This window comes from Actinacidiphila sp. bgisy160 (assembly GCF_965342435.1).
Classification (GTDB): Bacteria; Actinomycetota; Actinomycetes; order Streptomycetales; family Streptomycetaceae; genus Actinacidiphila.
The window spans coordinates 25,055-48,389 of record NZ_CBDRCM010000057.1; the positions used below are offsets into that span (position 1 = coordinate 25,055).

The following is a 23,335-nucleotide window of genomic DNA, read 5'->3' on the forward strand; positions in this document are numbered from 1 at the left end:
CTTCCCCGTCGCACCTGCTCCCAGCAGGAACTATTCAGCCCCTGCCGCCATGGCGCATACTCTCCCCGCTGCGGCAAGCGGAAGGGAGCCAGTCGCCGATGCTGGATGTTCTGGGCATGGAACCAGGCGAGGAGCGCGTCTACCGGGTGCTGCTCGGACGGCCCGACTCCACCGTGACCGTGCTGTCGGATCTGCTCGCTTTGGCGCGGACCGACGTTGCCAAGGCGCTGTCCCGCCTGGTGGGGTGGGGGCTGGTGATCGAGTCGGCCGACGGCCGGTTCACCGCCGCGCCGCCGGCCATGGCGCTCGGGGCACTCATCACCCGGCAGCGGGACGGGCTGCGCAGGGCCGAACAGGCACTCGTGACCCTGACCGAGGAACACCGGGCGGCGATGAGCGGCCGCGGCATCAATGATCTGATCGAAGTCGTCACGGGCCTCGATGCCATACGCCATCGTTTCCTGCAGGTGCAGCAGGCGGCCCGCACGCAGATCCGCACCTTCATCACCGCGCCGTTCGTCGCCGTGCCCCCCGACCAGAACACCGCCGAACCCGAGGCCATCGGCCGCGGCGTGGAATTCCGGGCGGTGCTCGACCGGGCCGTGCTGGCGGAGCCGGGCATCATCAACGACGCGATCGACGCACTGCGCAATGGGGTGCAACTTCGTGTCGCCGACCAGTTGCCGATGAAACTCGTGCTGGCCGACGCGGACCTCGGCCTGGTCCCGCTCGCGGTCACGCCCGCCGGAGAGCCAGGGGCTGTGCTGCTGCACCGCAGCGGCTTGCTGGCGGCGCTGGACGCACTGTTCGAGACGGTCTGGCGCACAGCCCGTCCGCTCGAACTGCCGGCCACCGGTGGAGAGGCGGAAAGCGCTGTCGGGCCGGGTGCGGAAGGCCCGACCGACCTCGACCGAAGGATCCTCGCACTGCTGCTCGCCGGACTGACCGACCAGACGGCCGCGACGCAACTGGGACTGTCACCGCGCACGCTGCACCGACGCCTGCGTCACCTCATGGACATGGCCGGAGTCCGGACCCGGATGCAACTGGGCGGCCACGCCGTACGGCACCGTTGGGTGGAGGCGCACTGAACTGCCACCCGCCCGTCGTTGGTTGGACACCGTCGGCCGGGTCGCTGCGACCGTCTCCAGCACCGCCCGGGCGCGACGCGGCTTTGCCGCGATACCTCCAAGGAGGGTGGCGCGGATCCTGGCGTGTGGAGACGTACACCGCGTGCTGACCCTCGGAGAGCCTGTCCCGGCGGCCGCGGCCACTGCGTACCGGATCGGGCCGCGTGTGTGGTCCGACGGCCTGTTCACCCGGCCGCACCGGAATGAGCGCACTTGATGCCGCGAGGGCAATGGGGCGTGCGTGGTGCATCGACGGCCGGAGTCTCTTCGATGTTCAGGTGGAATTCGGACTGGACCCGAAATCAGGGTGATTCCCTGATCCGGGGCGCGCGTTATGGGCGATGCGGCTGCCTGGCCGGTCCGCCGGCGGGGCAGGCGGGCGAGGGCCCGGCTGCGGACGTGACCGCGCTTGGAATGCCAGTGCCACATTTTGTGATTCCTGTGCCATGACGCCGGAGTCGGCGACGGAGAGCGCGGCTCGAAATGGCGGACTTCCACGCCACGTTCACAACCTTCGAGTATCCTCCCATTGGCGCCGACTTCTTTTGATGCCGTCCGGCCCTCTCTGCTAGCGTCACCGACCGTCCTCAGGTCGATTGGCGGCAGGCACACCTCCGTAGAGGTTCCGGAGCGCCTCGCAGAACGCTCATGCCGTGTCAGTCAGGCCGCCCACGAGGCGACATGACCGCCTCAGACACACTCGGGAACAATTGATGACGACACAGAGAACGGCTCGCCGGCGGCACGCCGGACGGCGTCGGCCGCTGCTGCTCGCGGCCTCTGCACTGGCGCTGGCCGGTGCGGTGGCGGTGCCGGTGGTGGCGCAGGCGACGGGCGAGAGGCCCTCCGGCGCATCGACGCGGCAGGCCGACTTCGCGGCCGCGGCGGCGGAGTTCGACGTACCTGAGCAACTGCTGCTGGCGGTGGCGTACCAGGAGTCGGCATGGGACGCGCATGCCGGGGAGCACAGCACGGACGGCGGCTACGGGCCGATGCATCTGACGGACGTCACGCCGTCGATGCTCTCCGCCGGCGACGCGGGCATGGCCGGCCGGGCGGACGTGTCCGGACTCGCCGCGGACCCGGCGCTGCACACGCTCCAGGCGGCGGCGAAGCTCACCGGCCTGTCCGCGGAGGACCTGCGTACCGACCCGAAGGCCAACATCCGTGGCGGGGCCGCACTGCTGGCGTCGTATCAGGAGGCGACCGGCGGTGAGGCGTCCGCGGATCCGGACGACTGGTACGGCGCGGTGGCCCGCTACAGCCAGTCCACGCATCGGCAGGGTGCCCGGGCGTTCGCCGACCGGGTCTACGCCACGCTGAAGAAGGGCGTGAAGCGCACCACCGCCGACGGACAGCGTGTGGCGCTGACGGCCGCGACGGGAGTGAAGCCGGCCACCGGCCAGCTGGACCGACTGCGCCTGACCTCGGCGGCGACGGCCGGCACCGAGTGCCCGGACACCGTGGACTGCACCTTCGTACCGGCCGCCCCGTCCAACGGCCAGGTCTCCGACCGTCCGGCCAACGGGATCCGGATCGACTCGATCGTCATCCACGACACCGAGTCCTCGTACGAGTCGGCGATAGCCACGTTCCAGACCCCGGGCGGGAGTTCCGCGCACTACGTGATGCGGTCCGCCGACGGCGCGGTCACGCAGATGGTCCCCACGAAGGACCTGGCGTTCCACGCGGGCAACTACTCGACCAACATGCACTCCATCGGCATCGAGCATGAGGGCTACGCCGCGCACGGGGCGACCTGGTACACCGAGGCCCAGTACGAGGCGACCGCGGAGCTGGTGAAGTACCTGGCCGAGCGCTTCGGCATCCCGCTCGACCGGCAGCACCTCATCGGCCACGACAACGTTGTCGGTCCGACGTCCGCCACGGTGTCGGGCATGCACTGGGACCCGGGACCGTCCTGGGACTGGGAGCACTTCATGGCCCTGGTCGGCGCCCCGCTGACCGGCAAGCACGGCGTCGGGAGGGCCGGCAGCGTCGTCACCATCGCTCCTGGCTTCGCGGACAACCGGCAGACCGTCCGGATCTGCCCGTCCGACGACCCGACCGGCGCCACCCCTGCCTGCACGGACCTCGAGCAGCCCGCCAACTTCGTCTACCTGCGCACCGCGCCGAGCGACACCGCGCCGCTCTTCGGTGAACAGTCCATCCACCCCGGCGCCGCCGGGACCACCCGGATCAACGACTGGGGCAGCACCGCCCAGGCCGGCCAGCAGTTCGTCGTCGCCGGCAAGCAGGGCGCCTGGACCGCGATCTGGTTCAGCGGCAGCAAGGTGTGGTTCCACAACCCGAAGGGCCGGAACACGATCCCCGCCCACGGCGTGACCATCGTCAAGAGCGGCAGGACCTCCGACACCCCGCCGGTGAAGGTGTACGGCTCCAGCTACCCGGACGCCTCTGAGTACCCGGCCGGCTACGGCGCCTCGACCCAGGCCCCGCTGAGCATGTACGACATCCCGTCCGGCCAGGCGTACGTCGCCACCGCGCCGCCGGCGCTGACCGACGACTACTTCAAGAGCGACGGCAAGGTCGTCTTCGGCGCCAGGAAGATGTACACGATCCAGTACAACCACCGCACCGCGCTGGTCTACGAGGGCGACGTCAGCGCCCAGAACCCGGCCAATCCTCACAGCCACCGCTGACACACGGCACCGCACGGCATTTGTGGTGGTGTCCAGGACATGCGTCCCGGACACCACCACGCGCGCTCCGGGACGGCCACGGCCCCCTCCACGGCGCCGCCACCAGGGCAGGCTGATCCCCAACGGCGGTGCCCCCTCGAACCGAGGGGGCGCCGCCCTTTCGGCATGGGCCGGGGTCGCGTCACTTTCGGACGCGGATGAAGTCGGCGCCTGGCGCGTTCACGGAGCCGGCCCGGGTTCAGGCCCCGCCTGCGCCCCGGGCTCAGACCCCGCCTGAGCGCGGTGCTCCGCGACGCGACGACGCCTGTTCCCGGCCCTGCCCTTCGCCGGGCAGCCGCAGGGTGAACAAAGCCCCCTCACCATAGGAACTCTCGGCGGTGACGGTGCCTCCGTGGGCGTGCGCGAGATTGCGGACGATGGCGAGGCCGAGACCGCTGCCGCCCGTGCTGCGGCTGCGGGACTTCTCGGCACGCCAGAAGCGGTCGAACACCCGGGGCAGCTCCTCCGGCCGGATGCCGCCGCCCGTGTCGGCGACGGCGATGACGACGGCGTCGTCCTCCCGGCGTGCCGTGACCGTGACCGCGCCGCCGGGCGGGGTATGGCGGACGGCGTTGGACACGAGATTGGCGACGGCCTGGCGCAGGCGTACGGGGTCGGCGACGACGCTGCCGATGCCGTCGGCGATGTCCACGGACAGGGCGACGCCGGCGTGGTCGGCGCGTCCGCCGTGGGCGGTGGCGACCTGCTGGAGGAGTTCCCCGACGTCGCACGGCACCTTGTGCAGGCGCAACGCTCCGGCGTCGGAGGCCGCGAGGTCCTGGAGGTCGTCGACGATGTGCTGAAGGAGCAGTGCCTCTTCCAGCAGCGAGCCGACGAGCGCGCCGTCGGCCGGGACGACGCCGTCGTCGGCGGCTTCGAGCCAGCCGCGGATGTTGCTCAGTGGCGTGCGGAGCTCGTGGGCGATGTCGCCCACCATCTCGGTGCGCAGCCGTTCGAGCCTGGCTCGCTGCTGTGACATCTCGTTGAACACCTCCGCGAGGCGCCCGATCTCGTCCCTGCCGGTCACCTGTACGCGAGCGGCGACGTCGCCCGCCTTCACGCGCTGGGCGGCCGCCGTGAGGGCGCGCAGTGGCCTGACCAGCTGCAGACCCAGGCCGGTGGTGACCGCGACGGTCAGCAGGAGCACGCTTCCCACAACCCCGGCCATGCGGAGCCGGTTGGGCGCGGAGAGATCGAACGGGGACGCGGCGGCGGCGTTGTCCGGGGAGCCGATGAAGAGCAGCGCGGCCGGGGCCACGTACGGGGCGAGTTGCTCGCGGCGTGCGCTGTCCAGGCAGGAGGAGACCAGCGCCTCGTTCACGGGGTCGCGGGTTGCGGTGGCCCTCCATGTCAGATCCAGGGCGAGTTGTACGGGTCCGCTGCCCCGCCGGCCGAGGCACGCGTCGACCAGGGCGTCGAGCCGGGCGAGCGCACGGGACTCGCTGCGGGTGGGCCGGTCCAGTACCTCGTCGGCGCAGCGGTCGCCGGTGTAGCCCGGCGAGTCCACGTGCGGCCGTCCGCCGGGAGCCGTGGTGACGGCGGCGGGCAGGCCGAGGCTGCGAAGGCAGGTGACGCGGCGCTGCGCGAGGGCGGTCAGCCGTGTCCGTTCCGCCCGGGTCAGACGGAAGGGGCCGGCGGCACGGGAGTCGATGCGGTCGTCGCTCCTGGTTCGCGAGACGCCGGCGTCGACGGCGAGCGGGTCCACGGTCGCCGACGCCCGGTCCGGCAGCGGGGTCCGGTGGCCGGCCCCGGCTGCGTCGGCGGAGTCGGCGATCGGCCGGCGATCCTGCGTGGTGAGGACGACGCGGTGCCCGGTCTCGCGGGCGAGGCGGTCCACCAGAGGCTGCACACCCCGCCAGTCGGTGTGCGTGGCGGCCCGGCCCAGGAGGGCTTCGTAGATCCGGGCGTCCTCGGAGATGGCCTGGCCCTGCTCCTGCCGGATCGCCCGGGTGGTCGTACGGACCGCGAGCCAGGCGGTGGCGGCGATCGAGCACACGGAGACCAGCACCGACAGCGCGAGCAGCCGCACCACCAGGCTGCTGGGGAAGCGGCGGCTCATGCGGAGTCGGACAGGACGTAGCCGACCCCGTACACGGTGAGCAGCCGCACCGGACGGGCGGGATCGGCCTCGATCTTCCGGCGGAGGTTCATGACGTGGGTGTCCACCGTCCGCACGGTGAAGTAGCGCCCCGTGCCATGGAGCTGCCCGAGGATCTGCTCGCGGGTGAAGACCCGGCCCGGCTGGGCGGCGAGCGTCTCCAGCAGCCGGAACTCCCCTGGGGTGCAGTCCACGGTGGTGCCGTCGCAGATCACCTCGTGCCGGGCGGGGTCGATGCGCAGTCCGCCGACGGTCAGCGTCGGGTCGGGTTCCGGGGCGGGCGGTCCGGAGGGCCGGGTGCGGCGCAGCAGGGTGCGCACCCGGGCGGTCAGCTCCCGCGGGCTGTACGGCTTCGACATGTAGTCGTCGGCGCCCAGGTCCAGGCCGAGCAGGAGGTCGTCCTCGGTGCAGCGGGCGGTCAGCATCAGCACCGGCAGCTCGGATTCGCGGCGCAGGATGCGGCAGACGTCGAGCCCGTCGACCTTCGGCATCATCACGTCCAGTACGAGCAGGTGCGGTGGGTCGCGGCGCAGCTCCTCCAGTGCGGCGCGGCCGTCGTGGACGACGGTGACCGAGTGCCCCTCGTGCTCGAGGTACACCCGCAGCAGCTGTGCCTGCTTCTCGTCGTCCTCGGCCACCAGTATGTGTGCGCTCATGGCCGGGAGTATAAGTACGCCAAGTGGCGTATTTGCGGCTTCGGCGGGCCGCCCGCGCAGGACCACGGGAGGCCGACCGCTTCCTGACAGGTTTCCGACATTCACCGGCCATGATCAGGCGGCATGACCCATCCGTACCCTCCGTACCGCGTGCTCGGCACGGCCGCCGCGGTCTTCTGTGCCGTCCTGCTCACCGGCTGCGGCGGCTCCGCCGGGGGCACCGGCGCGGCGTCCGGCAAGCAGTCCGGGGAGGGCGACGTGGCCTCCGTGGCGACCGGCACCCCCTCGGCCGCGCCGCGATCTCCGTCCGCCGCGCCCCCGGCCGACAGCGAGCAGGGCCGTCCGCAGTTGCGCCTGGACAGCTCCGACGCCGAGCGCGACCGCTACTGGAACGCCTACGCCGCCTGCCTGAAGGACCACGGTCACAAGATGATCCTGGCCCGCGGCCCCTACTCCGTCGACCAGCACGACAACAGCCCCACCGCCAAGGCCGCCCGGAAGACGTGCGCGGGCAAACTACCCCTCCAGCCATCGGAGTTGCGGCGCGACTCCAACCCGCACTACGACGACGACTACCGCGCCTACATCACGTGCCTGAACGACCGCGGACTCAAGGTCGTCGCCCTGCCCGACAACTCCGGCTGGACCTACGACGGCCAGCCCACGATGAGCGACACCGAACAGACCAAGGCCGACAAGAGCTGCACGATGGAGGCCTTCGGTGACAAGAACCGCTGATCACCGCCTCCCGAGGCGGCGTCGGCGCCGGCTCACCGTGGCCCTGGCCGTTCTCCTGACCGCGGGCGGCGCCGGAGGGGCCACCGCGGCCTGGAGCGCGCGGCAGGGCGGCCCGCAGACCGCGCCGGAACACCCGATCCGGCTCGACACCGTCAAGGTCATCAGGACCGACCTGTCCACCGACAGGACCCTGCCCGGCACGCTCGGCTACGGCCCGCCGCGCACCCTCAAGGGCACGGGCTCCGGAGTGCTCACCAAGCTGCCGGCGCCCGGCGCGAAGGCCGTCCGGGGCAAGCCCCTGTACTGGGTGAACGACCAGCCCGTGACCGTCTTCCTCGGCGACACCCCCTTCTTCAGAGCGCTGGACAAGCCGGGGCTGCGCGGGCGGGACGTCACCGTCCTGGCGGACAACCTGCGGGCCCTCGGCTACGGCACCGGGCACACCGCGGGCCGCGCGCCCGCGCCCGGCGTCACCGAGTTCACACCCGAGCTGAGCGCGGCCCTGAAGCGGTGGCAGCGCGACACCGGCCAGGAGGCGACGGGGACGCTCACACCTGGCCGGGCGCTCGTCCTGCCGGGACCGGCGAGGGTCAACACCGTGACCGCCGTCCCGGGCGACCCGGTCGAAGGTGAGGTGCTGACGTACACCACCACCGCGAAGTCGGTGGCCGTGAGCGTGGACGCCACCGAGGTCGGCGCCCTCCGCAAGGGGCAGAGCGTCGTGATCACCCTGCCCGACAGCCGGGAGATCCCCGGCACGGTCACCACCGTCGCACGCGCCGTCCAGGGCGGTTCCGCCGATGACCAGACCGCGCAGGCAGGACCTCCCACGGTCGCCGTCACCATCACGCCGCGGCACGCCGCCGACGTGAAGGGGCTGGACTCCGCCTCCGTCCAGGTCCGCTTCACCGCGACCGACCGCAGGGGCGTCCTGGCCGTCCCGGTCACCGCGCTCCTCGCCCTGAGCGAAGGCGGCTACGCACTGCAGCGCCCCGATGCCTCCCTGATCCCGGTGGACACAGGGGTGTTCGCCGACGGAATGGTGGAAGTGAGCGGCGCGGGCCTCAGCGAGGGCATGACGGTGGTGACCGCCTCATGAACACCGCAGGGCCGGCCCCCGCCCTCGTCGTCCATGAGGTCACCAAGACCTACGCGGGAGACGTCACCGCCCTGGACGAGGTGTCGCTCACCGTCGAGGAAGGCGAACTCCTCGCCATCCTGGGACCCTCCGGCTCGGGGAAGTCCACGCTGCTGCACATCATGGGCACCCTCGACCGGCCGACGAGCGGCACGGTCGAGATCGCCGGACACGCCGCCGCCGGACTGTCCGACCGGAACCTGTCCGCGCTGCGCGCCCGACTGCTCGGCTTCGTCTTCCAGCACTTCCACCTCACCGACGGCCTCGACGCGACGGAGAACGTGGCGACCGGCCTGCTCTACGCGGGCGTCCCACGACGGCTGCGCCGCCCCCGCGCCGAAGAGGCGCTGGCCCGGGTCGGCCTCGCGCACCGCACCCGCCACCTCCCTCAGCAACTGTCCGGCGGCGAACGGCAACGCGTCGCCATCGCCCGCGCACTGGTCAACGAACCCGCCCTGGTCCTCGCGGACGAACCGACCGGGGCCCTCGACAGCGCCAACGGGCGCGCCGTACTCGACCTGCTCACCGGGCTGAACCAGGAAGGCACCACCATCGCGGTCATCACCCACGACCGGGACATCGCGGCCCGTCTGCCACGCAGGATCCGACTGCACGACGGCCGGATCGCCTCGGACAGCGCCACCCGCGCGGACGCCTGGAGCCCGGCATGAACCGACCGATCAGACTGTCCCCCCTCGACGTCCTGAGGCTCGGCCTGCTCGGCCTGCGCACCCGAAGGACCCGTGCCGCGCTGTCCGCACTGGGCATCGCGATCGGCATCGCCACCCTGGTCGTCGTCACCGGCATCCCCGCCTCCAGCCAGCGGGCCCTCATGGACGAGCTGTCGGCGCTCGGCACCAACATGCTCCGCGCGCAGCCGCAGCCCGACGCCGAACAGAAGGCACTTCTTCCGGAGGCCGCCGACGCCATGGCGGCCCGGATCGGCCCCGTCACCAGCGCCACCGCGGTGGCCAACACCCACACCACTGTGCGGCGTTCCGACCTGGCCGACCCCAATGACTCGATCGGGCTGAGCGTGCTGGCCGCCAGGACCAATCTGCTGACCACGGTCGGCGGCACCATCCGATCCGGCCGGTTCCTCGACCACGCCACCGAGAGCTTCCCCACGGCCGTCCTGGGCGCGCGCTCCGCGGCGCGACTGGGCATCGACCGCGTCACCCCGGGACGGGAGCCGCTGGTGACGATCGGCACCCGCCGGTTCACGGTGATCGGCGTTCTCGGGCCGATGCCGCTCACGCCCGATCTGGAGAGCTCCGTACTGGTCGGCTGGGACGCCGCACGCGACGTACTCGCCTTCGACGGCCACCCCACCGTGGTCTACGTGAAGGCGCGGGAGTCGCGGATCGAGGCCGTACGCGCCGTCCTGCCCGCCACCGTCAATCCGGAGCTGCCCGGACTCGTCCAGGTCAGCCGGCCCTCCGACGCCCTGGCCGCCAAGCGCGCCACCGAGCACACCTTCTCCGCCCTGTTCCTCGGTCTTGCCGGGGTCGCCCTGCTGGTCGGCGGTATCGGAGTGGCCAACACCATGTTCGTGTCCGTCCTGGAACGACGCCGCGAGATCGGTCTGCGCCGTGCCCTGGGCGCCAACCGCCGTCAGATTCGGGGGCAGTTCCTGACGGAATCCGTCGTGCTGTCCGTCCTGGGCGGACTGAGCGGCACCGTGCTGGGCGCCGTGGGGACGGCCGGTTACGCGATGTGGCAGTCGTGGCCGCCGGTCCTGCCACCCCTCGCGCTCGGAAGCGGTCTGGCCGGCGCGATCGTCGTGGGCGCCGTGGCGGGCGTCTACCCGGCACTGCGCGCCTCGCGGCTGCCCCCGACGCAAGCCCTGTCGGCGGTCTGACGCCGGCTCGGCGGATCAGGCTGAATTTCCGTGCCGGCACCGCGAGCCGCAACAAGGAAGTGCTCCAGGCCAGTGTCCCCGGCCGGCCCCCGGGAGAGGGGCCGGCCAGGAATGCGGCGCGTCGCGCTGTCGCTCGAACCGGCCTTGCCTACTGGCGCGCCAGGAGAAGATCAATGGCGTCGGTGACGCCGTCGACGGTGTGGTGCGGGGTGGGGAGGCCTTCGGGCCACGAACGTCCCCGAACCCAGATGGTGCGGATGCCGGCCCGGTGCCCGCCGGCGACATCGGCGGTGGGGCTGTCGCCCGTCATCCACGCCTCGGCGGACAGAGGCGTGCGGCAGCGTCCGGCCGCGAGGGCGAACAGCCTGGTGTCGGGCTTGCGGACGTCGATGTCGCCCGAGACCGCCACTCCGTCCACGAGGTCGGCGAGCCCTGTCGCGCCGATCTTGGCGCGTTGCACGTCGGAGGCCCCGTTGGCGACGATGCCGATGCTCCAGTCGTCCGCCCGCAGGCGCTCCAGTCCTCGGAGAACCGCGGGGTCGCAGGTGACGGCGCCCGCCATCCGGTCGACGAACTCGTCCCACAACGGCCCGACCCCGGTGTCCAGTGCGTACTCGTGGCGCAGCCGCACGAAGTCGTCGGCATTGGCGCGGTCGGCGAGTTCACTGAGCATCCAGGCCCTGATCTCCGTGCCGAAGCCGTGCTCCAGGCACAACGCCGTCACCGCGTCGACGAAGGACGTCCGCCGGCGTACGAGGGTGCCATCCAGGTCGAACAGCGCCAGTGCGTGACGCGGGTCCATCTGCCCGCCCTCCTGGATTGTCGGACCTCGAGCAAACCGAGACAACGACGGCGCCGCTTTTCTCGCTTCAGCGATCTCGCCGCACCGCGCGCAGTCGTTTCACTTGAGAACTTCCAGAAGCCGGTCGGCCAGCACCGAGGCGGAGTGAGGATTCTGGCCTGTGACGAGGTTGCGGTCCTCGACCATGTAGGGCTCCCAGATCGGGCCGCGGCTGTAGTCGACGCCGACCTGTTCCTTGAGCGCTGTCTCAAGCAGCCACGTCGCCTTGGGGGCCAGTCCGACCGCTTCCTCCTCCTCGTTGGTGAAGCCCGTGACCCGGTAACCCCTGAAGGGTGATTCCCCGTGGATCCGGGTGGCCAGCAACGAGGCGGGGGCGTGACAGACGATGAAGAGCGGCTTGCCCGAGGCGAGTTGCGCCGACAGCAGGCGGCCGGCGTCGGCATCCCACGCCAGGTCCGCCATCGGGCCGTGGCCGCCCGGAAGGTAGACCGCGTTGTAATCCTCGAGGCGGACATGCGACAGCGCCAGCGGACGCCGCATGACCTCCGCGGAACGGATGATCGCCTCGAGTTCCAGGGCGCCTTCCTCGCCACCCGCCATGGAGGGGCGCAGGCTCATCATGTCGACGTTCGGGACGACACCTCCCGGCGTCGCCACGACCACGTCATGCCCGGCTTCCGTGACCTTCTTGTACGGCACCGCGAACTCTTCGGCCCAGTACCCGGTGGCATACCTGGTGCCGTCCTTGAGCACCCAGTACGTCGCACCGCTCACGATGAAAAGAACCGTCGCCATCAGGCCCACCTCCCGGCCTCACGTGATGCCCTAACCAAAGCCTAGGGTTGGCCCCGAACAGCCGCATGTGGGGTCGACCAGCGGTACGAGGTGCCACCGCCAGCGGTGCGGGACGGGGGCGAGGACGCCGGGCGAAGGCCGGGCACTGGGCTTTCCAGATCGTCGAGGAGGTGGTGCTCGTGGGGTTTCTCCTGGCCCGCCCCGCTCGGAGCCGGCTGCCGCCCTACGCCGTCGGGGCCGTGACAGCGTTGATCACCACCGTGCCGAGCGGGCGCAGTGGCGCCTCGGTGAACCCCTCGCGGCAGTTCGGCCCGGCTCTGTTCGCCGACGGGACAGGGTTGTTGTGGGCGCATCTGCTCGCCCCGATGGCCGGCGCGGTGGCCGGCGCGGTGGCCGGCGCGGGGGCGCACCGGCTGCTGCGGTGCTGCCTGCACATTCCGAGGCCGTGCACGCACCGGATGTGTGGGCAGGACGCGGGCTCGGCCTGTCGTTGAGGGGTACGGGCACCGGCCCCGGCGGGTGGTCCGGTCAGCGGTCGGCCATGGGGGTGACCAGGCCCGCGTCATAGGCGAGGATCACGGCCTGGACCCGGTCGCGCAGGTCGAACTTCTCCAGGATGTGTGCGACGTGGGTCTTCACGGTGGCCTCGCTGACCACCAGTTCGGTGGCGATCTCGGCGTTCGACAGGCCCCGCGTCAGGGCTCTCAGCACGTCCAGTTCGCGGCCGGTCAGCCGCTCCAGGCTCGGCGGCGTGGTGTCCGCGGTGCCGTCGTCGAGCCGGGCGAAGCGCTCGAGGAGCCGTCGCGTGACGCGCGGGGCGATCACGGCCTCGCCGGAGGCGACGACGCGGATGGCTTCGATGAGGGATGCCGCCGGGCCGTCCTTGACGAGGAAGCCACTGGCGCCGGCGCGCAGTGCGTCGACGACGTGTTCGTCCAGGTCGAACGTGGTGAGGATGATGACCTTGGTGGGCAGCCCGGCCGCGACGATCGTCCGGGTCGCCTTGACGCCGTCCATCCTGGGCATGCGGATGTCCATGAGGATGACGTCCGGCTGCAGGGCGCGGGCGTCCTCGACGGCGCTCGCCCCGTCGCCCGCCTCGCCGACGACATTGAGGTCCGGCTCGGCCTCCAGGATGAACCGGAACCCGGTACGGATCATCGGCTGGTCATCGACGAGCAGTACGCGAATTGCGCCCATGGCGCACCGTTCCTTCCTCGGCTTCGCAGCCTTCCTCCCTCAGCGGGGCGGGTACGACGGCGCGGACGAGGAATCCGCCGCCGGGACGAGGGCCCGTCTCCAAGCGCCCGCCGACGGCGGAGACCCGTTCGCGCATGCCGACCAGTCCGTGACCGCCGTCGGCCGACGCGGCGGTCGCGACGAGGCCGGCGTCCGCCGCGCGCCCCTCGTCGCTGACGGTGACCACGAGTTCTTCCGGCCGCCAGTCCAGGGTGACGCCGGCGCGGGTGCGGCCGGCGTGCTTGAGGGTGTTGGTCAGCGCCTCCTGCACGATGCGGTAGACCGTGAGCTCCGTCCCCGCGGGCAGTGGGCGCGGGGCGCCCAGGGTGGTGGACCGCACGCGCAGTCCGGCGTCGCCGACCGCCGCCAGCAGGCCGGGGATCTCGTCGATGTGCGGCTGCGGCGGGCGTCGCGCGGGTTCCTCGTCCTCTTCGGTGCGCAGGACGTTCAACAGCCGGCGCAGTTCGACGACGGTGGCCCGGCCGGTCTGCTCCACGCCCGTGTGCAGCTCGTGTGCCTTGCCCGGATCGCGGTCGAGCAAACGGTCGGCGGCGATGGTCTGCACGATCATCAGGCTCACGTTGTGCGCGACGATGTCGTGCAGCTCGCGGGCGATGCGGGCGCGTTCCTGGGCCACGGCCGCGCGTGCGTTGGCGGTCTTCTCCCGCTCCGCGGCGGCGGCGCGCTCCACGATGTCGGAGGCGATCGCGCGCCGGGCGCGGGCGAGTTCGCCCAGCGCCCACGCCGCGACCAGCAGGACGTTCATCGTGACCGCAGCGGAGAGCCGGTACCCCGGGTCGAGTTCGATCTCCGCGAGGCTGGCCGCCAGGACGACCCCGGCCAGCAGCGCGAACGAGGACGACCGGCGGACCCGCAGCGCGGTGAGGAAGACCGTCACGGCGACGGCGAGGTAGACGGGACCGATCGACACGCCGTGCCCCCCGACCGGCTGGGGTACGTACGCCATCCCCTGGAGGGCTGCGGCCGCGAGTGAGACGACCACCAGCACCGGGACCGGCCACCGCCGGTGCACGACCAGTGGCAGTCCCGTGAGCACCGCCAGCGCGATCCCCAGCGGGGCCGTGCCGGGACCGCCCGGGAGCGTGACGGTGTTGACCACCGTCGACAGCGACCCCAGGACGAGCAGGACGGCGAGCACCGTGTCGATCACGGAGCTCGGCACCCGCCGCCTGGCGATCGCGTCGAAGAAGGTCATGAACCCACCGTAGTCCGCGCCGGTCCGGGCCACCTCGGCACCGATCACGAGGTTCCGCGGCCTCTGTCATCCGCAGTGCTGTCATCCCTCCGGAGGAGCGCGGCCGTGCCGGGCCGGGGTCTGTGCTCGTCCCTCGGACCGAGCGGAACAACGTGCTCCCTCGCGCTGATGACCGGGGAGTTCCGCACCGCGACCGACGGTCGTGGCGTGCGTCGGCCGAAGGCTTGACCACAGTGGTTCCTGCGGCGCGCGGGAGCCGTACCAGCCCCGCGAAGGGAACTTCCGTGTTCGACCGTCTCGGCGGTGCCGTCACCCGGCGGCCCGTCCTCGTCATCCTTGCCTGGGCGGCGGTGCTGCTGGCCCTGACCGGTGTGGGCGTCGGCTACGCCGGTGCCCACCACTGGAACGACACCAACGACGCACGTCAGAGCAGCGGCCTGCCCGCCCAGTACGAATCGGCCAGGGCCCAGAGCATCGCCGACCGGGCCTTCGGCAAGCCAGACGACCGCGGCAGGGCCACCCTGGTCCTGACCAGGGCCGACGACCGCCCGTTGACCCGGGCGGACGTGGCGAGCGCCGAGCACCTTGTGGAGCGACTGGACCGGAGGGCCGCGCGGCGTACGCGCCCAGCCGCCGTCCGTGTCGACACCGGTCCCGGACAGGTGTCGCCGGACCACAGGGTGTTGTTGGCCGAGGCCGTGTTCGGCGAACCGTCGGACGACCAGGCGGCCCAGAAAGCGGCGACCGACCTGGACCGGGACGTCACCGAGGCGACCGAGGGCACCCCACTGCGAGGTCATCTGACGGGCGAGACCGCCGCGACGGCCGACGACTCGCGGATGAGCGCCATCGTCATGTACGCCATGATCGCAGTGGTGTTCGTGCTGCTGATCGCGTTGTTCAGGAGCCTGCTCATCGCCGTACTGAGCCTGGTGACGATCGCCCTGGTCGGCTTCGGTGTGACCGGGCTGCTCACCATCGGCGCCCACTTCGCCGGAGTGGGGATCGGCAAGACGGCCACCGAACTGCTGCCGGTGGTGCTCTTCGGCGTCGGCACGGACTACATCGTCTTCCTGCTCCACCGCTACCGCGAGCGGCTGCGCACCGGGCAGGACCACCGCCCGGCGATGGCCGGCGGCGTGGGCAGGGTGGGCGAAGCGGTGGTGTCCTCCGCCCTGGCGGTCGCGGTGTCCTTCGTGGCGCTGCTCGCCTCGCAGATGCCGGACTTCCGGGTCCTGGGCCCGGCGCTCGGCGTGTCCGTCCTGGTGATGCTCCTCGCGTCGCTGACGCTGGTCCCCGCGCTGTTCACGGTGCTGGGCAAGCGACTGGCGCGCAGGCCGTCCTGGCGGCGCTCTCCCGCGCCGCGCGTGACAGGGCCGGTGGCCGCTCTCGTCGCGCGGGCGCCGGCAGCCGTGGCCGGAGCGGCGACGCTCCTGCTGGCCGCGCTGGCCACGTTCGCCTTCGGATACAAGGCCGACTACGACCTGTCGCCGTACCAGAAGGGCAGTCATGCCGCCCAGGGCTACGCCGAGCTGAGGTCGGCGTTCCCCGAGGGCGTGCTGACCCCGACGCAGGTCATGGTGACCGCCGAGAAGGGCACGCTCACCGCTGCCCGGCTCGCACCGTACGCCGCCCGGCTGACGCACCTGCCGGACGTGGGGGACGCCCGCGTCGTGAGGGTGTCCGACGACGCGAAGGTGGCGCAGATCGACATGGTGCTCACTGTCAACCCCACCGGTACCCAGGCGCTGCGCGGGCACGAGGAGGTGCTCGCCCCCAGGGCCCACGCTCTCGCCCCACCGGGCACCTCGGTCGCCCTCGGCGGTCTCACCGCGGCGTACGCGGACACCGGCAAGGTTGTCAGCCACGACCTGCGGCTGATCATCCCGATCGCGGCCGTGGCGATCGGCCTGATCCTGCTGCTCACGCTGCGGGCGGTGCTCGCCCCGCTGTACCTGATGGCGGCCGTCGGCCTCGGCTTCGCGGCCACGCTGGGCTCGGCGGTGCTGCTCTTCCAGCACCTCCAGCACAAGCCAGGTGTCACCTTCACCGTGCCGCTGATCGTCTACCTCTTCGTCGCTTCGATCGGCACCGACTACAACATCCTGATGATCGCCCGGCTCCGTGAGGAACTGCTGCGCGGGGCGACCCCACGAGAGGCGGCCCGCTACGCGGTCACCCACGCCGGCCCCTCGGTCGCCGCCGCGGGCGTCATCCTCGCCGCGAGCTTCGGCGTCCTCGGCTTCAGCAGCTCCACCGCCTCCGTCGGGCTTCCGGTGGCGATGGGCGTCCTCCTTGCCACCTTCGTCACGTCGTGGCTGCTGATCCCGGCGCTGACGGCCCTGGTGGGACACCGGGCGTTCTGGCCCTCGCGCACAGGACGGCACCGTTCCGAAGGCGGAGCCCACCGGCGTCTCATCCCCGCGGACTACGAGGTGATTCGCTCTGGTGATTGACGGTTCACATGCTTTCGTACCGGAATCTGGAAACGGTCCAGCGGTGCGCGTAGGCGCACCGCGCCGAAACCGTCAGACCTCCAGGAAAGGCCATCCATGAGCACCACGCACTGTCCCTCCCCGACGCAGTCCCCGAAGGCCGTGCGGCACACCGCCGGACTCGGGCCGGACACGCGACTGCAGGAAGTGGGGATCGCCGTGCGGCGTGACGACGACGGCCGTGCGCTGGTGATGGTGTGCGGCGAGCTCGACGTGGCGGCCGCACCCCGGGTCCACGCGGTCCTGCAGGACTGCGCGGACCGGGGCGAGCACATCACCGTCGACCTGCGGGACCTGGTGTTCATCGACTGCTCCGGGCTGCGGCCCCTGGTCGCGGCGGCGGCCCTCTCCGCCCACCGGGGACGCCGCTTCACCATCGGGGCGGCGTCCGCTCCGGTGCGCCGTGTCCTCGGACTCACGCGACTCACACGGCTGCTGGACGAGGACCCGGCGCCGTGACGAGGGCGCGCGAGGCCGCATGGGCAGCCATGGCGGTCCGTGGTCAAGGGCGGTACCGGCCGGAAGGCGGTACCGCCCTTTGCCGCACTCGGCACCGAGGCGATCCGCGGGCGGCGCTCCGTACAGCGGGACGAGACCGGGCGGCCGCCCGGGCACGCGACAGGGCGGTCGTGCCCGCACCGCGGTGGACGACGCCACGCGCGCGTCCTGTGCGGCCCGGCCGTCCGAGCCGGCGCCACCGCGCGACTGGCCGGCGCGCGGCCGGACGTCGACCCCGGTGCGGTCGAGTGGTGCTGCGTGGCGGCGCCACGGCGTACGAGGCGGGGTACAGCGCCGACGAGGACCGCGAGGTGCTCCGATGCGGTACGACCGTGGGAACCGCGCTCTGCGCCCGACGGATCGCCGCGGCGAGTGCCTGCGTGAGGTGACGGCCCGGGCGGACCGGGTCCTGGCACGCCTCCCACCGGGCATCGCGGCGGGCGGCGACGTCCCGGCCGCCGCGCCGCGCCCACCGTCCGAACCCGAGCGGCCCGAGGCGCCCGAGGCAGGCGGACTGCCGCGAGCGCCCGCTCGCGTTCAGCCCGCGAGCAGGTCCGCCGGTGCCCCGCAACGGGCGCACCCCCGGCCCTGCCGTGACGGGTCCAGTGCCGCCCTCACCGGAGCGGGTACGGTCGTGCGGAGCGCGGCGTGCACCACGGGGGCCGTGAAGACAAGATCGTCACCGTCGACCGCCAGCAGCCCGGCCCGCAAGGCGGCGTCCACGTGGGCCGCGGCGTCCCGGCCGTCGAAGGCGTTGACAGCCAGGACCTCCCGCAGGCGGAACCGGGATCCGACGAGCGCGGCGAAGCGGAGGAACTCGGCGGTGGCGTGCCCGGCCCGGTCCACCAGGGCCAGTGCCGCTTCGACCAGGCTCACCGGCAGCCGCCCGCGTCCGGTGAGGTCGGCGCCCCGCGCGGCCGCACGGAGGGCCTCGGTGACCAGCCCCGGGTGTCCGCCGGTGAGCCGATGGACGTGAGCGGCTGTGCTCGGCAACCCGCGGTGGCAGGCCAGTTCGCCGACGTCGGCGGCGAGGAGCGGCTCCAGACTGAGCTGCTCGGCCTGGTACCCGAGCAGCGGAACCGTGCCCGGGGGCCGGTGCTCGGCGCCGATGGTGAGGAGCACCATCAGACGGTGGGGCACGCCGGCCACCGGCGTCGCGCCGGCCAGGCGCCGGACGGCCTCAATACTTTCCCGATCGGCATGGTGCGCGTCGTCCAGCGCGAGCAGCACCGGGTGTCGGGTGGCGATGCGAAGAACGAAGGACGCGACGGCCTCGAGCCTCGCCTCGTCCTGGGACGGCGCCTGGGAGCCCGAGGCGAAGGCGTGGCAGCCGCCGTCGAGCAGGACGTCCAGTTCCGGAAGGAACCGGCGCAGCGGCCGTTCCAGACCGGCCGCCGCGGCGCGTACCTCCTCCGGCGGGGCGGTGAGGCAGTGAGCCCGTACGGCGCGCACGAGAGCGGGTGCCTCCGACGCCTGCCCGGCGATGGGGTGCGCGGCCGTCAGGGCGACGGCGCCGTGGTCCTCCACATGCCGGCGCACCGCCGCCATCAGTGCGGTCTTGCCCATGCCCGAGGCGCCCCGGACGACCAGGGCCGCGGGCCGGCCGCCCAGCGCGGCTCGCCAGGCCCGCTCCAGTCGGCCCAGTTCGGCGTCGCGCCCCACGAGCCGGCCCCGGGGCGCAGTCACGCCCAGGGACCGGACCGGGGGCCGGGTCAGCAGGCACATCGTCTCGCCGCCGCGCAGCATCGCCTCGTGCAGGGCGGCCGTCCGCGGATCGGGGTCGGTGCCCAGGTCGGCGCGCAGCCTGCGGCGCAGCCGGTCGAAGGTGCGCAGCGCGGCACCGGCCGAGCCCTGGCCGTACTCCGCGGCCATCAGCGCCCTCCAGGCCGGTTCGTCGTACGGGTCGACAGCGATCGCCGCGCACGCCACCTCGGCGCAGCGCCGGTGGTCGCCGAGCCGCGCGGCGGCGAGCCACGCGGCCTCGCGGGCGCGGCGCAACTGCTGGTAGACGGCGCGGACCAGTTCCTCGGTCCATTCCTCGGCGGGGAACTCCTCCAGGGGTTGGCCCGCGGTCAGCATCTCGAGTGCGCGGCGTACGGCGACGTCCGCGACGGCGCTCTGCCCAGCCCCGAGGTGACGTTCGGACACGGACACGAGACGGGCGGCCTCGTCCACGTCCACCTGCCAGGCGCTGGTGTCCAGCCGGTAACCGGAACCGACGCGTTCCAGGCAGGGACCGGTGATCTTGCGGAGCCGGCTGATCAGCGAGGCGACGATCTGCTCCGCCGCCGGAGGCGGGTCCTGCGGCCACAGAGTGTCGACGACCTCGGCGAGGGCGACCACCCGGTTGCGGCGGACACCGAGCAAAGCGAGCAGAAGGGAGGCCCGGCCCCGGGGAATCACGGGGCGTCGGTCGGCTCCCGGATCCACGAGGTCGAGGGGGCCGATCAACCGCAGACGGATCGGGCCCGCGGACCGCCTCCGGTCGAACGCACGGGTGGTGGAAGTCATGGGACGGCTCTCTGTCGAACGCGGGCGGCGGGACGTCACCACCCGGCCCCACCTTCGGCGGGCGCCGCGACAGGCACCACCGGAGTATGGGACAGACCTCCCACGCATCGGGACACGCGGTGCGGTCAGCAGGCCTCCTCCAGCTCCGCGCGCACGGTCTTGGCCATGTCCGGCCAGGATTCGGTGAACCGCCGTACGCCCTCGGCCTCCAGGACCGCTGCCACATCGTCGTGGTCGATGCCCAGCGCGGTCGGCTTGCGCCGCACGATCACCGACTCCCCGTACGCGTCGCGGAGATCGGCACCACGGTTCTCCTCACGGCCGGCAAACCGGCATGCGGCCGCCGCTCGGTCCGTGGGGCTCGTCGCCCCGGGATCCAGGCTCGCGGCCGGCTTGCACGCGCGTTGCAGCCCGGTGGCGGTCGGCGGTGTGCAACACCCGTGCAATCCCGCGGTGGATCGTGGGAGCGAGCGGTCGGCGCGCTGCCGGGCCGCGAAGCCGTGGGCGCCCCCGCCCGCACCGCATCACCGGGAGGAACCGCATGGGCGCACGGGCGCCGGACAACGGCACGGGTACGTCGCAGGACGGCATGGCCTCCCGCGCCGACCGCGACACCCGCGGGGGAGGCGCGCACTGGCAAGCCTGGCTCGCGGAGTTCGCCGCGACCGCCGTTCTGCTGTTCGTCATGGCCACCTTGTTCCGGTGGCTCGCGGGTCCCGGAAGCCCTCTCGCCGAAGCGGTGCCGTCACAGGGGGGCCGCTTGGTGGTGGACGCCGTCGTCAGCGGTGCCACCGTCGGGTTGCTCATCCTCTCCCCGCTCGGGCGACGTTCGGGCGCGCACATGAACACGGCGGTCTCGGTGGCCTTCTGGCTGATGGGCGCGCTGCCCGGACGCGACCTCGCCCCCTACGCGGTGGCGCAACTGGCCGGTTCCGTGACGGGAGTGGCCGCGGGCCGGCTGCTGTGGGGTGGGGCACTGGCCGGGCCCGGACCGGACTTCGCGGCCGTCCGTGCCGCCCAAGGCGTCCCCGTTCCCCTGGTGTTCCTGTCGGAGGCCGTGGCCACCGCGCTGCTGCTGGCAGCGGTCACCCATGTCGCCGCCCGGCCCGGCCCGGCCCCACGCGTCCCACTGGTGGCGGGCGCGGCCGTGACGGTGCTGATCCTGCTCACCGGAGGATGGGCCGGCGGCAGCTTCAACCCGGCCCGGCAGTTCGGTCCCGGGCTCCTCGCGGGTGACACCGGGTGGCTGTGGGTGTACGCGCCGGCGCCACTCATCGCCGCCGTGCTCTTCGCCGCGGTCCGCTCCGCCCTGCCCGGGGCGCCCCCCCCTCCCCGGATGGAGTTCGGGCAGGCACCGCGATGACCCGATTCGAGGGTCAGTGGTCCCTTCCGGCAGGCATCGGCCCGCGCACTGGGCCGGTTGACATTCCCATCAGGCGCTCCCCGGCGCCCCCGCCCCACGGCACGCCTGCCGCGGCGGGCACCACGTCCCCCTTCGTCACACGGGAGAGTGTGCAATGACCGACACCTCGATCCAGCCCCGCAGAGCGGTACCCGAACCGCTCATCGCGCTCGGCCTCGCGGCCGGGCCGGTGGTGGCACTCGGCTTCACCCGGTTCGCCTACGCCCTGCTCCTGCCCGCCATGCGCGAAACGCTGGGCTGGAGTTACGCTGCCGCAGGCGCCATGAACACCGCCAACGCGCTCGGTTACATCCTCGGCGCCGGCACGGCGGCCTGGTGGTCGCGGCGCTTCGGTGCCCGGAGGGTGTTCGTGTGGGGCATGGCGCTCAGCGCAGTCGCGCTGCTGGCGTCCGCCGCCACTGGGGGCTTCGCCGCGCTGTCCGTCTTCCGTTTCGTCGGCGGCCTGGCCACCGCGGTGACCTTCGTCGTCGGATCGGCACTCGCGTCGCGGGTCCACACCGGCGGAAAGCAGGCCCGCTCGGCCACGATGGTCGGCACCTACATGGCCGGAGTCGGCATCGGGGTCGTCCTGTCGGGTGTCGTGGTGCCCTCGGCGCTGACCGCCTGGGGCGCCTCCGGCTGGCAGGGCGGCTGGCTGCTCATGGGCGTCCTGGCGCTGCTCGCCACGGGGCCGGCGGCGTGGGCGTCCCGGCACGTTCCCGCGGCGGCCGCGACCGCGGCCGGCAAAGAGCGTGGCGGCCTGAGGTTCCTCACCCCGACGTTCGCCTGGTACGTGCTGTTCGGGGCCGGCTACGTCTCGTACATGACGTTCGTCATCGCCCTGCTGCACAGCCAGGGCCTGGGGACGTGGTCCACCGCGGCGTTCTTCATCGTGCTCGGCGCCGCCTCGGCCGCAGCGACCTTGCTGGTGTGGGGCCGCGTGATCGGCCGGCTCAAGGGCGGCCTGGCCCCGGCGGCGGTTTCCGCCGTGGTGCTCGTCGGGGTGCTGCCGGTCCTGCTCTGGCACGGCCAGGTAGCGGCGATCATCTCGGCAGTGATCTTCGGCGGCAGCTTCATGGCCGGACCCACCGCGGTGACCGTCATCGCCCGGCGGACACTGCCCCCGCACGCCTGGACGTCCGGCATCGCCCTGCTCACCGTGGCATTCAGCGTCGGTCAGGCGGTCGGCCCGCTGATCTCCGGCCTGATGTCGGACACCTCGGGCGGCATCGCCAAGGGACTGTGGCTGTCGGTGATCCTCCTCGCCGTCTCTGCCGTGGTCGCCCTGGCCCAACGCGAGCGGGCGCACGTCGCCCAGCGGCACGACGATCACGCGGGCGCCACCGCCACCCGATCCGCTCGATCCGCCCAATCCGTCCAGCCCGCCCAGGGTCGTTGACCGGCCCGGGCCGAACAGGGAGTCCTACCGTGTTCCGACGCATCATGGTCGCCGTCGACAGCAGCAGCACCGACCACCTTTCCGTCCGCACCGCCACCGAACTGGCCGCGCGCACCGGCGCGTCGGTCCGCGTCCTGCACGTCGACCCCTCGGACGTCGTCTACGACACCGTCGTCGGCATGGAGGACGACGCCACCGCCCACAAGGTCCTCGAGGAGGCGGTGGCGACCCTGCGCAGGCACGGCGTCGAAGCCGAAGGCGAACTCGTCGACGCGCTGTTGTCGGACGTCCCGGGGGCGATCGCCGCCGCCGCACGCAGGTACGACGCCGATCTGATCGTCCTCGGCCCGCACTCCCGCACGCGCCTGGGGGCCTGGCTCTCTCCGCGCGTCACCGACGCGGTGGTGCACCACACGCGTATCGCCGTACTGCTCGTCCCCGAGAAGGAGTGAGGTGTCCAACCAGGGCCGGGACACCGCGCGGGACGCACCGCTCACCCCTGGGAGGACCATCCATGACCACTAGGCAGCAGTTGCTGTCCCACACCACCGCCGGCCTGCGCGATCACCTGCGGAACCGGGGCACTCGCCTTCGGAGCGGCTCTCGTGCCCACGTGGCTGTCACTGCGCAGACAACCGGTCTCGGCCATCGGAAC

The 23,335-nt window shown here is 72.5% G+C and carries 20 protein-coding genes; 12 read left to right on the forward strand and 8 right to left on the reverse strand.

What is annotated here, in order from left to right:
* Nucleotides 1–98 precede the first annotated feature (98 nt).
* Together ACRWNP_RS30955 and ACRWNP_RS30960 are read left to right on the forward strand one after the other, a co-directional pair.
* On the forward strand, nucleotides 99–1,091 hold the full coding sequence (locus ACRWNP_RS30955) for a transcriptional regulator TrmB (RefSeq protein WP_431967213.1): 993 nt from the start codon (nucleotides 99–101) through the stop codon (nucleotides 1,089–1,091).
* Between the two features lie 752 nt (nucleotides 1,092–1,843).
* A complete protein-coding gene (locus tag ACRWNP_RS30960; RefSeq protein WP_431967215.1) occupies nucleotides 1,844–3,793 on the forward strand; it encodes an N-acetylmuramoyl-L-alanine amidase in 1,950 nt (649 codons plus the stop codon).
* Nucleotides 3,794–4,055: 262 nt separating this feature from the next.
* On the opposite strand, the gene ACRWNP_RS30965 is transcribed toward ACRWNP_RS30960, so the two are convergent.
* Together ACRWNP_RS30965 and ACRWNP_RS30970 are read right to left on the reverse strand one after the other, a co-directional pair.
* Nucleotides 4,056–5,891, reverse strand: coding sequence for a sensor histidine kinase (locus ACRWNP_RS30965; protein WP_431967217.1), 1,836 nt, complete (start codon nucleotides 5,889–5,891; stop codon nucleotides 4,056–4,058).
* Nucleotides 5,888–6,586 (reverse strand): response regulator transcription factor, encoded by a 699-nt coding sequence (locus ACRWNP_RS30970; protein WP_431967219.1) that lies wholly within the window; start codon nucleotides 6,584–6,586, stop codon nucleotides 5,888–5,890. Before ACRWNP_RS30970 ends, ACRWNP_RS30965 begins: the two co-directional genes overlap by 4 nt.
* A gap of 123 nt (nucleotides 6,587–6,709) precedes the next feature.
* Between ACRWNP_RS30970 and ACRWNP_RS30975 the strand changes: the two genes are divergently transcribed.
* The 4 genes from ACRWNP_RS30975 to ACRWNP_RS30990 are packed head-to-tail and all read left to right on the forward strand — an operon-like array spanning nucleotide 6,710 to nucleotide 10,323.
* Nucleotides 6,710–7,324 (forward strand): hypothetical protein, encoded by a 615-nt coding sequence (locus ACRWNP_RS30975; RefSeq protein ID WP_431967221.1) that lies wholly within the window; start codon nucleotides 6,710–6,712, stop codon nucleotides 7,322–7,324.
* A complete protein-coding gene (locus ACRWNP_RS30980) occupies nucleotides 7,308–8,423 on the forward strand; it encodes a hypothetical protein (RefSeq protein WP_431967223.1) in 1,116 nt (371 codons plus the stop codon). Before ACRWNP_RS30975 ends, ACRWNP_RS30980 begins: the two co-directional genes overlap by 17 nt.
* Nucleotides 8,420–9,133 carry an ABC transporter ATP-binding protein gene (locus ACRWNP_RS30985; RefSeq protein WP_431967225.1) on the forward strand — a complete coding sequence of 238 codons (714 nt, stop codon included), beginning with the start codon at nucleotides 8,420–8,422 and terminating at the stop codon, nucleotides 9,131–9,133. The genes ACRWNP_RS30980 and ACRWNP_RS30985 overlap by 4 nt, the downstream gene beginning before the upstream one ends.
* Nucleotides 9,130–10,323 (forward strand): ABC transporter permease, encoded by a 1,194-nt coding sequence (locus tag ACRWNP_RS30990; RefSeq protein ID WP_431967227.1) that lies wholly within the window; start codon nucleotides 9,130–9,132, stop codon nucleotides 10,321–10,323. The genes ACRWNP_RS30985 and ACRWNP_RS30990 overlap by 4 nt, the downstream gene beginning before the upstream one ends.
* A 148-nt stretch (nucleotides 10,324–10,471) precedes the next feature.
* On the opposite strand, the gene ACRWNP_RS30995 is transcribed toward ACRWNP_RS30990, so the two are convergent.
* Both ACRWNP_RS30995 and ACRWNP_RS31000 read right to left on the reverse strand, forming a co-directional pair.
* Nucleotides 10,472–11,125, reverse strand: coding sequence for an HAD family hydrolase (locus tag ACRWNP_RS30995; protein WP_431967229.1), 654 nt, complete (start codon nucleotides 11,123–11,125; stop codon nucleotides 10,472–10,474).
* A gap of 99 nt (nucleotides 11,126–11,224) precedes the next feature.
* Complete coding sequence (locus ACRWNP_RS31000; RefSeq protein WP_431967231.1) at nucleotides 11,225–11,920, reverse strand: type 1 glutamine amidotransferase domain-containing protein; 696 nt, start codon at nucleotides 11,918–11,920, stop codon at nucleotides 11,225–11,227.
* A gap of 179 nt (nucleotides 11,921–12,099) precedes the next feature.
* Between ACRWNP_RS31000 and ACRWNP_RS31005 the strand changes: the two genes are divergently transcribed.
* On the forward strand, nucleotides 12,100–12,414 hold the full coding sequence (locus ACRWNP_RS31005; RefSeq protein WP_431967233.1) for an aquaporin: 315 nt from the start codon (nucleotides 12,100–12,102) through the stop codon (nucleotides 12,412–12,414).
* A gap of 34 nt (nucleotides 12,415–12,448) precedes the next feature.
* Here ACRWNP_RS31005 and ACRWNP_RS31010 read toward each other — a convergent pair whose 3' ends face one another.
* Together ACRWNP_RS31010 and ACRWNP_RS31015 are read right to left on the reverse strand one after the other, a co-directional pair.
* Nucleotides 12,449–13,120, reverse strand: a complete 672-nt coding sequence (locus tag ACRWNP_RS31010; RefSeq protein ID WP_431967235.1) for a response regulator — start codon at nucleotides 13,118–13,120, stop codon at nucleotides 12,449–12,451.
* On the reverse strand, nucleotides 13,089–14,375 hold the full coding sequence (locus ACRWNP_RS31015; RefSeq protein WP_431967237.1) for a sensor histidine kinase: 1,287 nt from the start codon (nucleotides 14,373–14,375) through the stop codon (nucleotides 13,089–13,091). Before ACRWNP_RS31015 ends, ACRWNP_RS31010 begins: the two co-directional genes overlap by 32 nt.
* Before the next feature lie 284 nt (nucleotides 14,376–14,659).
* Between ACRWNP_RS31015 and ACRWNP_RS31020 the strand changes: the two genes are divergently transcribed.
* A complete protein-coding gene (locus ACRWNP_RS31020; protein ID WP_431967239.1) occupies nucleotides 14,660–16,831 on the forward strand; it encodes an MMPL family transporter in 2,172 nt (723 codons plus the stop codon).
* Nucleotides 16,832–16,927: 96 nt separating this feature from the next.
* Complete coding sequence (locus ACRWNP_RS31025) at nucleotides 16,928–17,329, forward strand: STAS domain-containing protein (RefSeq protein ID WP_431967241.1); 402 nt, start codon at nucleotides 16,928–16,930, stop codon at nucleotides 17,327–17,329.
* A 576-nt stretch (nucleotides 17,330–17,905) separates the two neighbouring features.
* Here ACRWNP_RS31025 and ACRWNP_RS31030 read toward each other — a convergent pair.
* Nucleotides 17,906–19,879 (reverse strand): BTAD domain-containing putative transcriptional regulator, encoded by a 1,974-nt coding sequence (locus tag ACRWNP_RS31030; protein ID WP_431967243.1) that lies wholly within the window; start codon nucleotides 19,877–19,879, stop codon nucleotides 17,906–17,908.
* A 125-nt stretch (nucleotides 19,880–20,004) separates the two neighbouring features.
* Entirely contained in the window at nucleotides 20,005–20,145 is a 141-nt protein-coding gene (locus ACRWNP_RS31035; protein ID WP_431967245.1) for a hypothetical protein, read from the reverse strand.
* Nucleotides 20,146–20,420: 275 nt separating this feature from the next.
* Here ACRWNP_RS31035 and ACRWNP_RS31040 point away from each other — a divergent pair, with 275 nt between their 5' ends.
* From ACRWNP_RS31040 to ACRWNP_RS31050, 3 genes are all read left to right on the forward strand, one after another.
* Nucleotides 20,421–21,242 carry an MIP/aquaporin family protein gene (locus tag ACRWNP_RS31040; RefSeq protein ID WP_431967246.1) on the forward strand — a complete coding sequence of 274 codons (822 nt, stop codon included), beginning with the start codon at nucleotides 20,421–20,423 and terminating at the stop codon, nucleotides 21,240–21,242.
* Nucleotides 21,243–21,396: 154 nt separating this feature from the next.
* Complete coding sequence (locus tag ACRWNP_RS31045) at nucleotides 21,397–22,680, forward strand: YbfB/YjiJ family MFS transporter (protein WP_431967248.1); 1,284 nt, start codon at nucleotides 21,397–21,399, stop codon at nucleotides 22,678–22,680.
* A 29-nt stretch (nucleotides 22,681–22,709) separates the two neighbouring features.
* On the forward strand, nucleotides 22,710–23,132 hold the full coding sequence (locus ACRWNP_RS31050; RefSeq protein WP_431967250.1) for a universal stress protein: 423 nt from the start codon (nucleotides 22,710–22,712) through the stop codon (nucleotides 23,130–23,132).
* Nucleotides 23,133–23,335 lie beyond the last annotated feature (203 nt).

What these genes read in the sequence shown, in the direction of transcription:
- ACRWNP_RS30955 (WP_431967213.1), top strand. Translation starts at nt 99, where the DNA reads ATGCTGGATGTTCTGGGCATGGAACCAGGCGAGGAGCGCGTCTACCGG.
- ACRWNP_RS30960 (WP_431967215.1), top strand. Translation starts at nt 1,844, where the DNA reads ATGACGACACAGAGAACGGCTCGCCGGCGGCACGCCGGACGGCGTCGG.
- ACRWNP_RS30965 (WP_431967217.1), bottom strand. Translation starts at nt 5,891, where the DNA reads ATGAGCCGCCGCTTCCCCAGCAGCCTGGTGGTGCGGCTGCTCGCGCTG.
- ACRWNP_RS30970 (WP_431967219.1), bottom strand. Translation starts at nt 6,586, where the DNA reads ATGAGCGCACACATACTGGTGGCCGAGGACGACGAGAAGCAGGCACAG.
- ACRWNP_RS30975 (WP_431967221.1), top strand. Translation starts at nt 6,710, where the DNA reads ATGACCCATCCGTACCCTCCGTACCGCGTGCTCGGCACGGCCGCCGCG.
- ACRWNP_RS30985 (WP_431967225.1), top strand. Translation starts at nt 8,420, where the DNA reads ATGAACACCGCAGGGCCGGCCCCCGCCCTCGTCGTCCATGAGGTCACC.
- ACRWNP_RS30990 (WP_431967227.1), top strand. Translation starts at nt 9,130, where the DNA reads ATGAACCGACCGATCAGACTGTCCCCCCTCGACGTCCTGAGGCTCGGC.
- ACRWNP_RS30995 (WP_431967229.1), bottom strand. Translation starts at nt 11,125, where the DNA reads ATGGACCCGCGTCACGCACTGGCGCTGTTCGACCTGGATGGCACCCTC.
- ACRWNP_RS31000 (WP_431967231.1), bottom strand. Translation starts at nt 11,920, where the DNA reads ATGGCGACGGTTCTTTTCATCGTGAGCGGTGCGACGTACTGGGTGCTC.
- ACRWNP_RS31010 (WP_431967235.1), bottom strand. Translation starts at nt 13,120, where the DNA reads ATGGGCGCAATTCGCGTACTGCTCGTCGATGACCAGCCGATGATCCGT.
- ACRWNP_RS31015 (WP_431967237.1), bottom strand. Translation starts at nt 14,375, where the DNA reads ATGACCTTCTTCGACGCGATCGCCAGGCGGCGGGTGCCGAGCTCCGTG.
- ACRWNP_RS31025 (WP_431967241.1), top strand. Translation starts at nt 16,928, where the DNA reads ATGAGCACCACGCACTGTCCCTCCCCGACGCAGTCCCCGAAGGCCGTG.
- ACRWNP_RS31030 (WP_431967243.1), bottom strand. Translation starts at nt 19,879, where the DNA reads ATGACTTCCACCACCCGTGCGTTCGACCGGAGGCGGTCCGCGGGCCCG.
- ACRWNP_RS31040 (WP_431967246.1), top strand. Translation starts at nt 20,421, where the DNA reads ATGGGCGCACGGGCGCCGGACAACGGCACGGGTACGTCGCAGGACGGC.
- ACRWNP_RS31045 (WP_431967248.1), top strand. Translation starts at nt 21,397, where the DNA reads ATGACCGACACCTCGATCCAGCCCCGCAGAGCGGTACCCGAACCGCTC.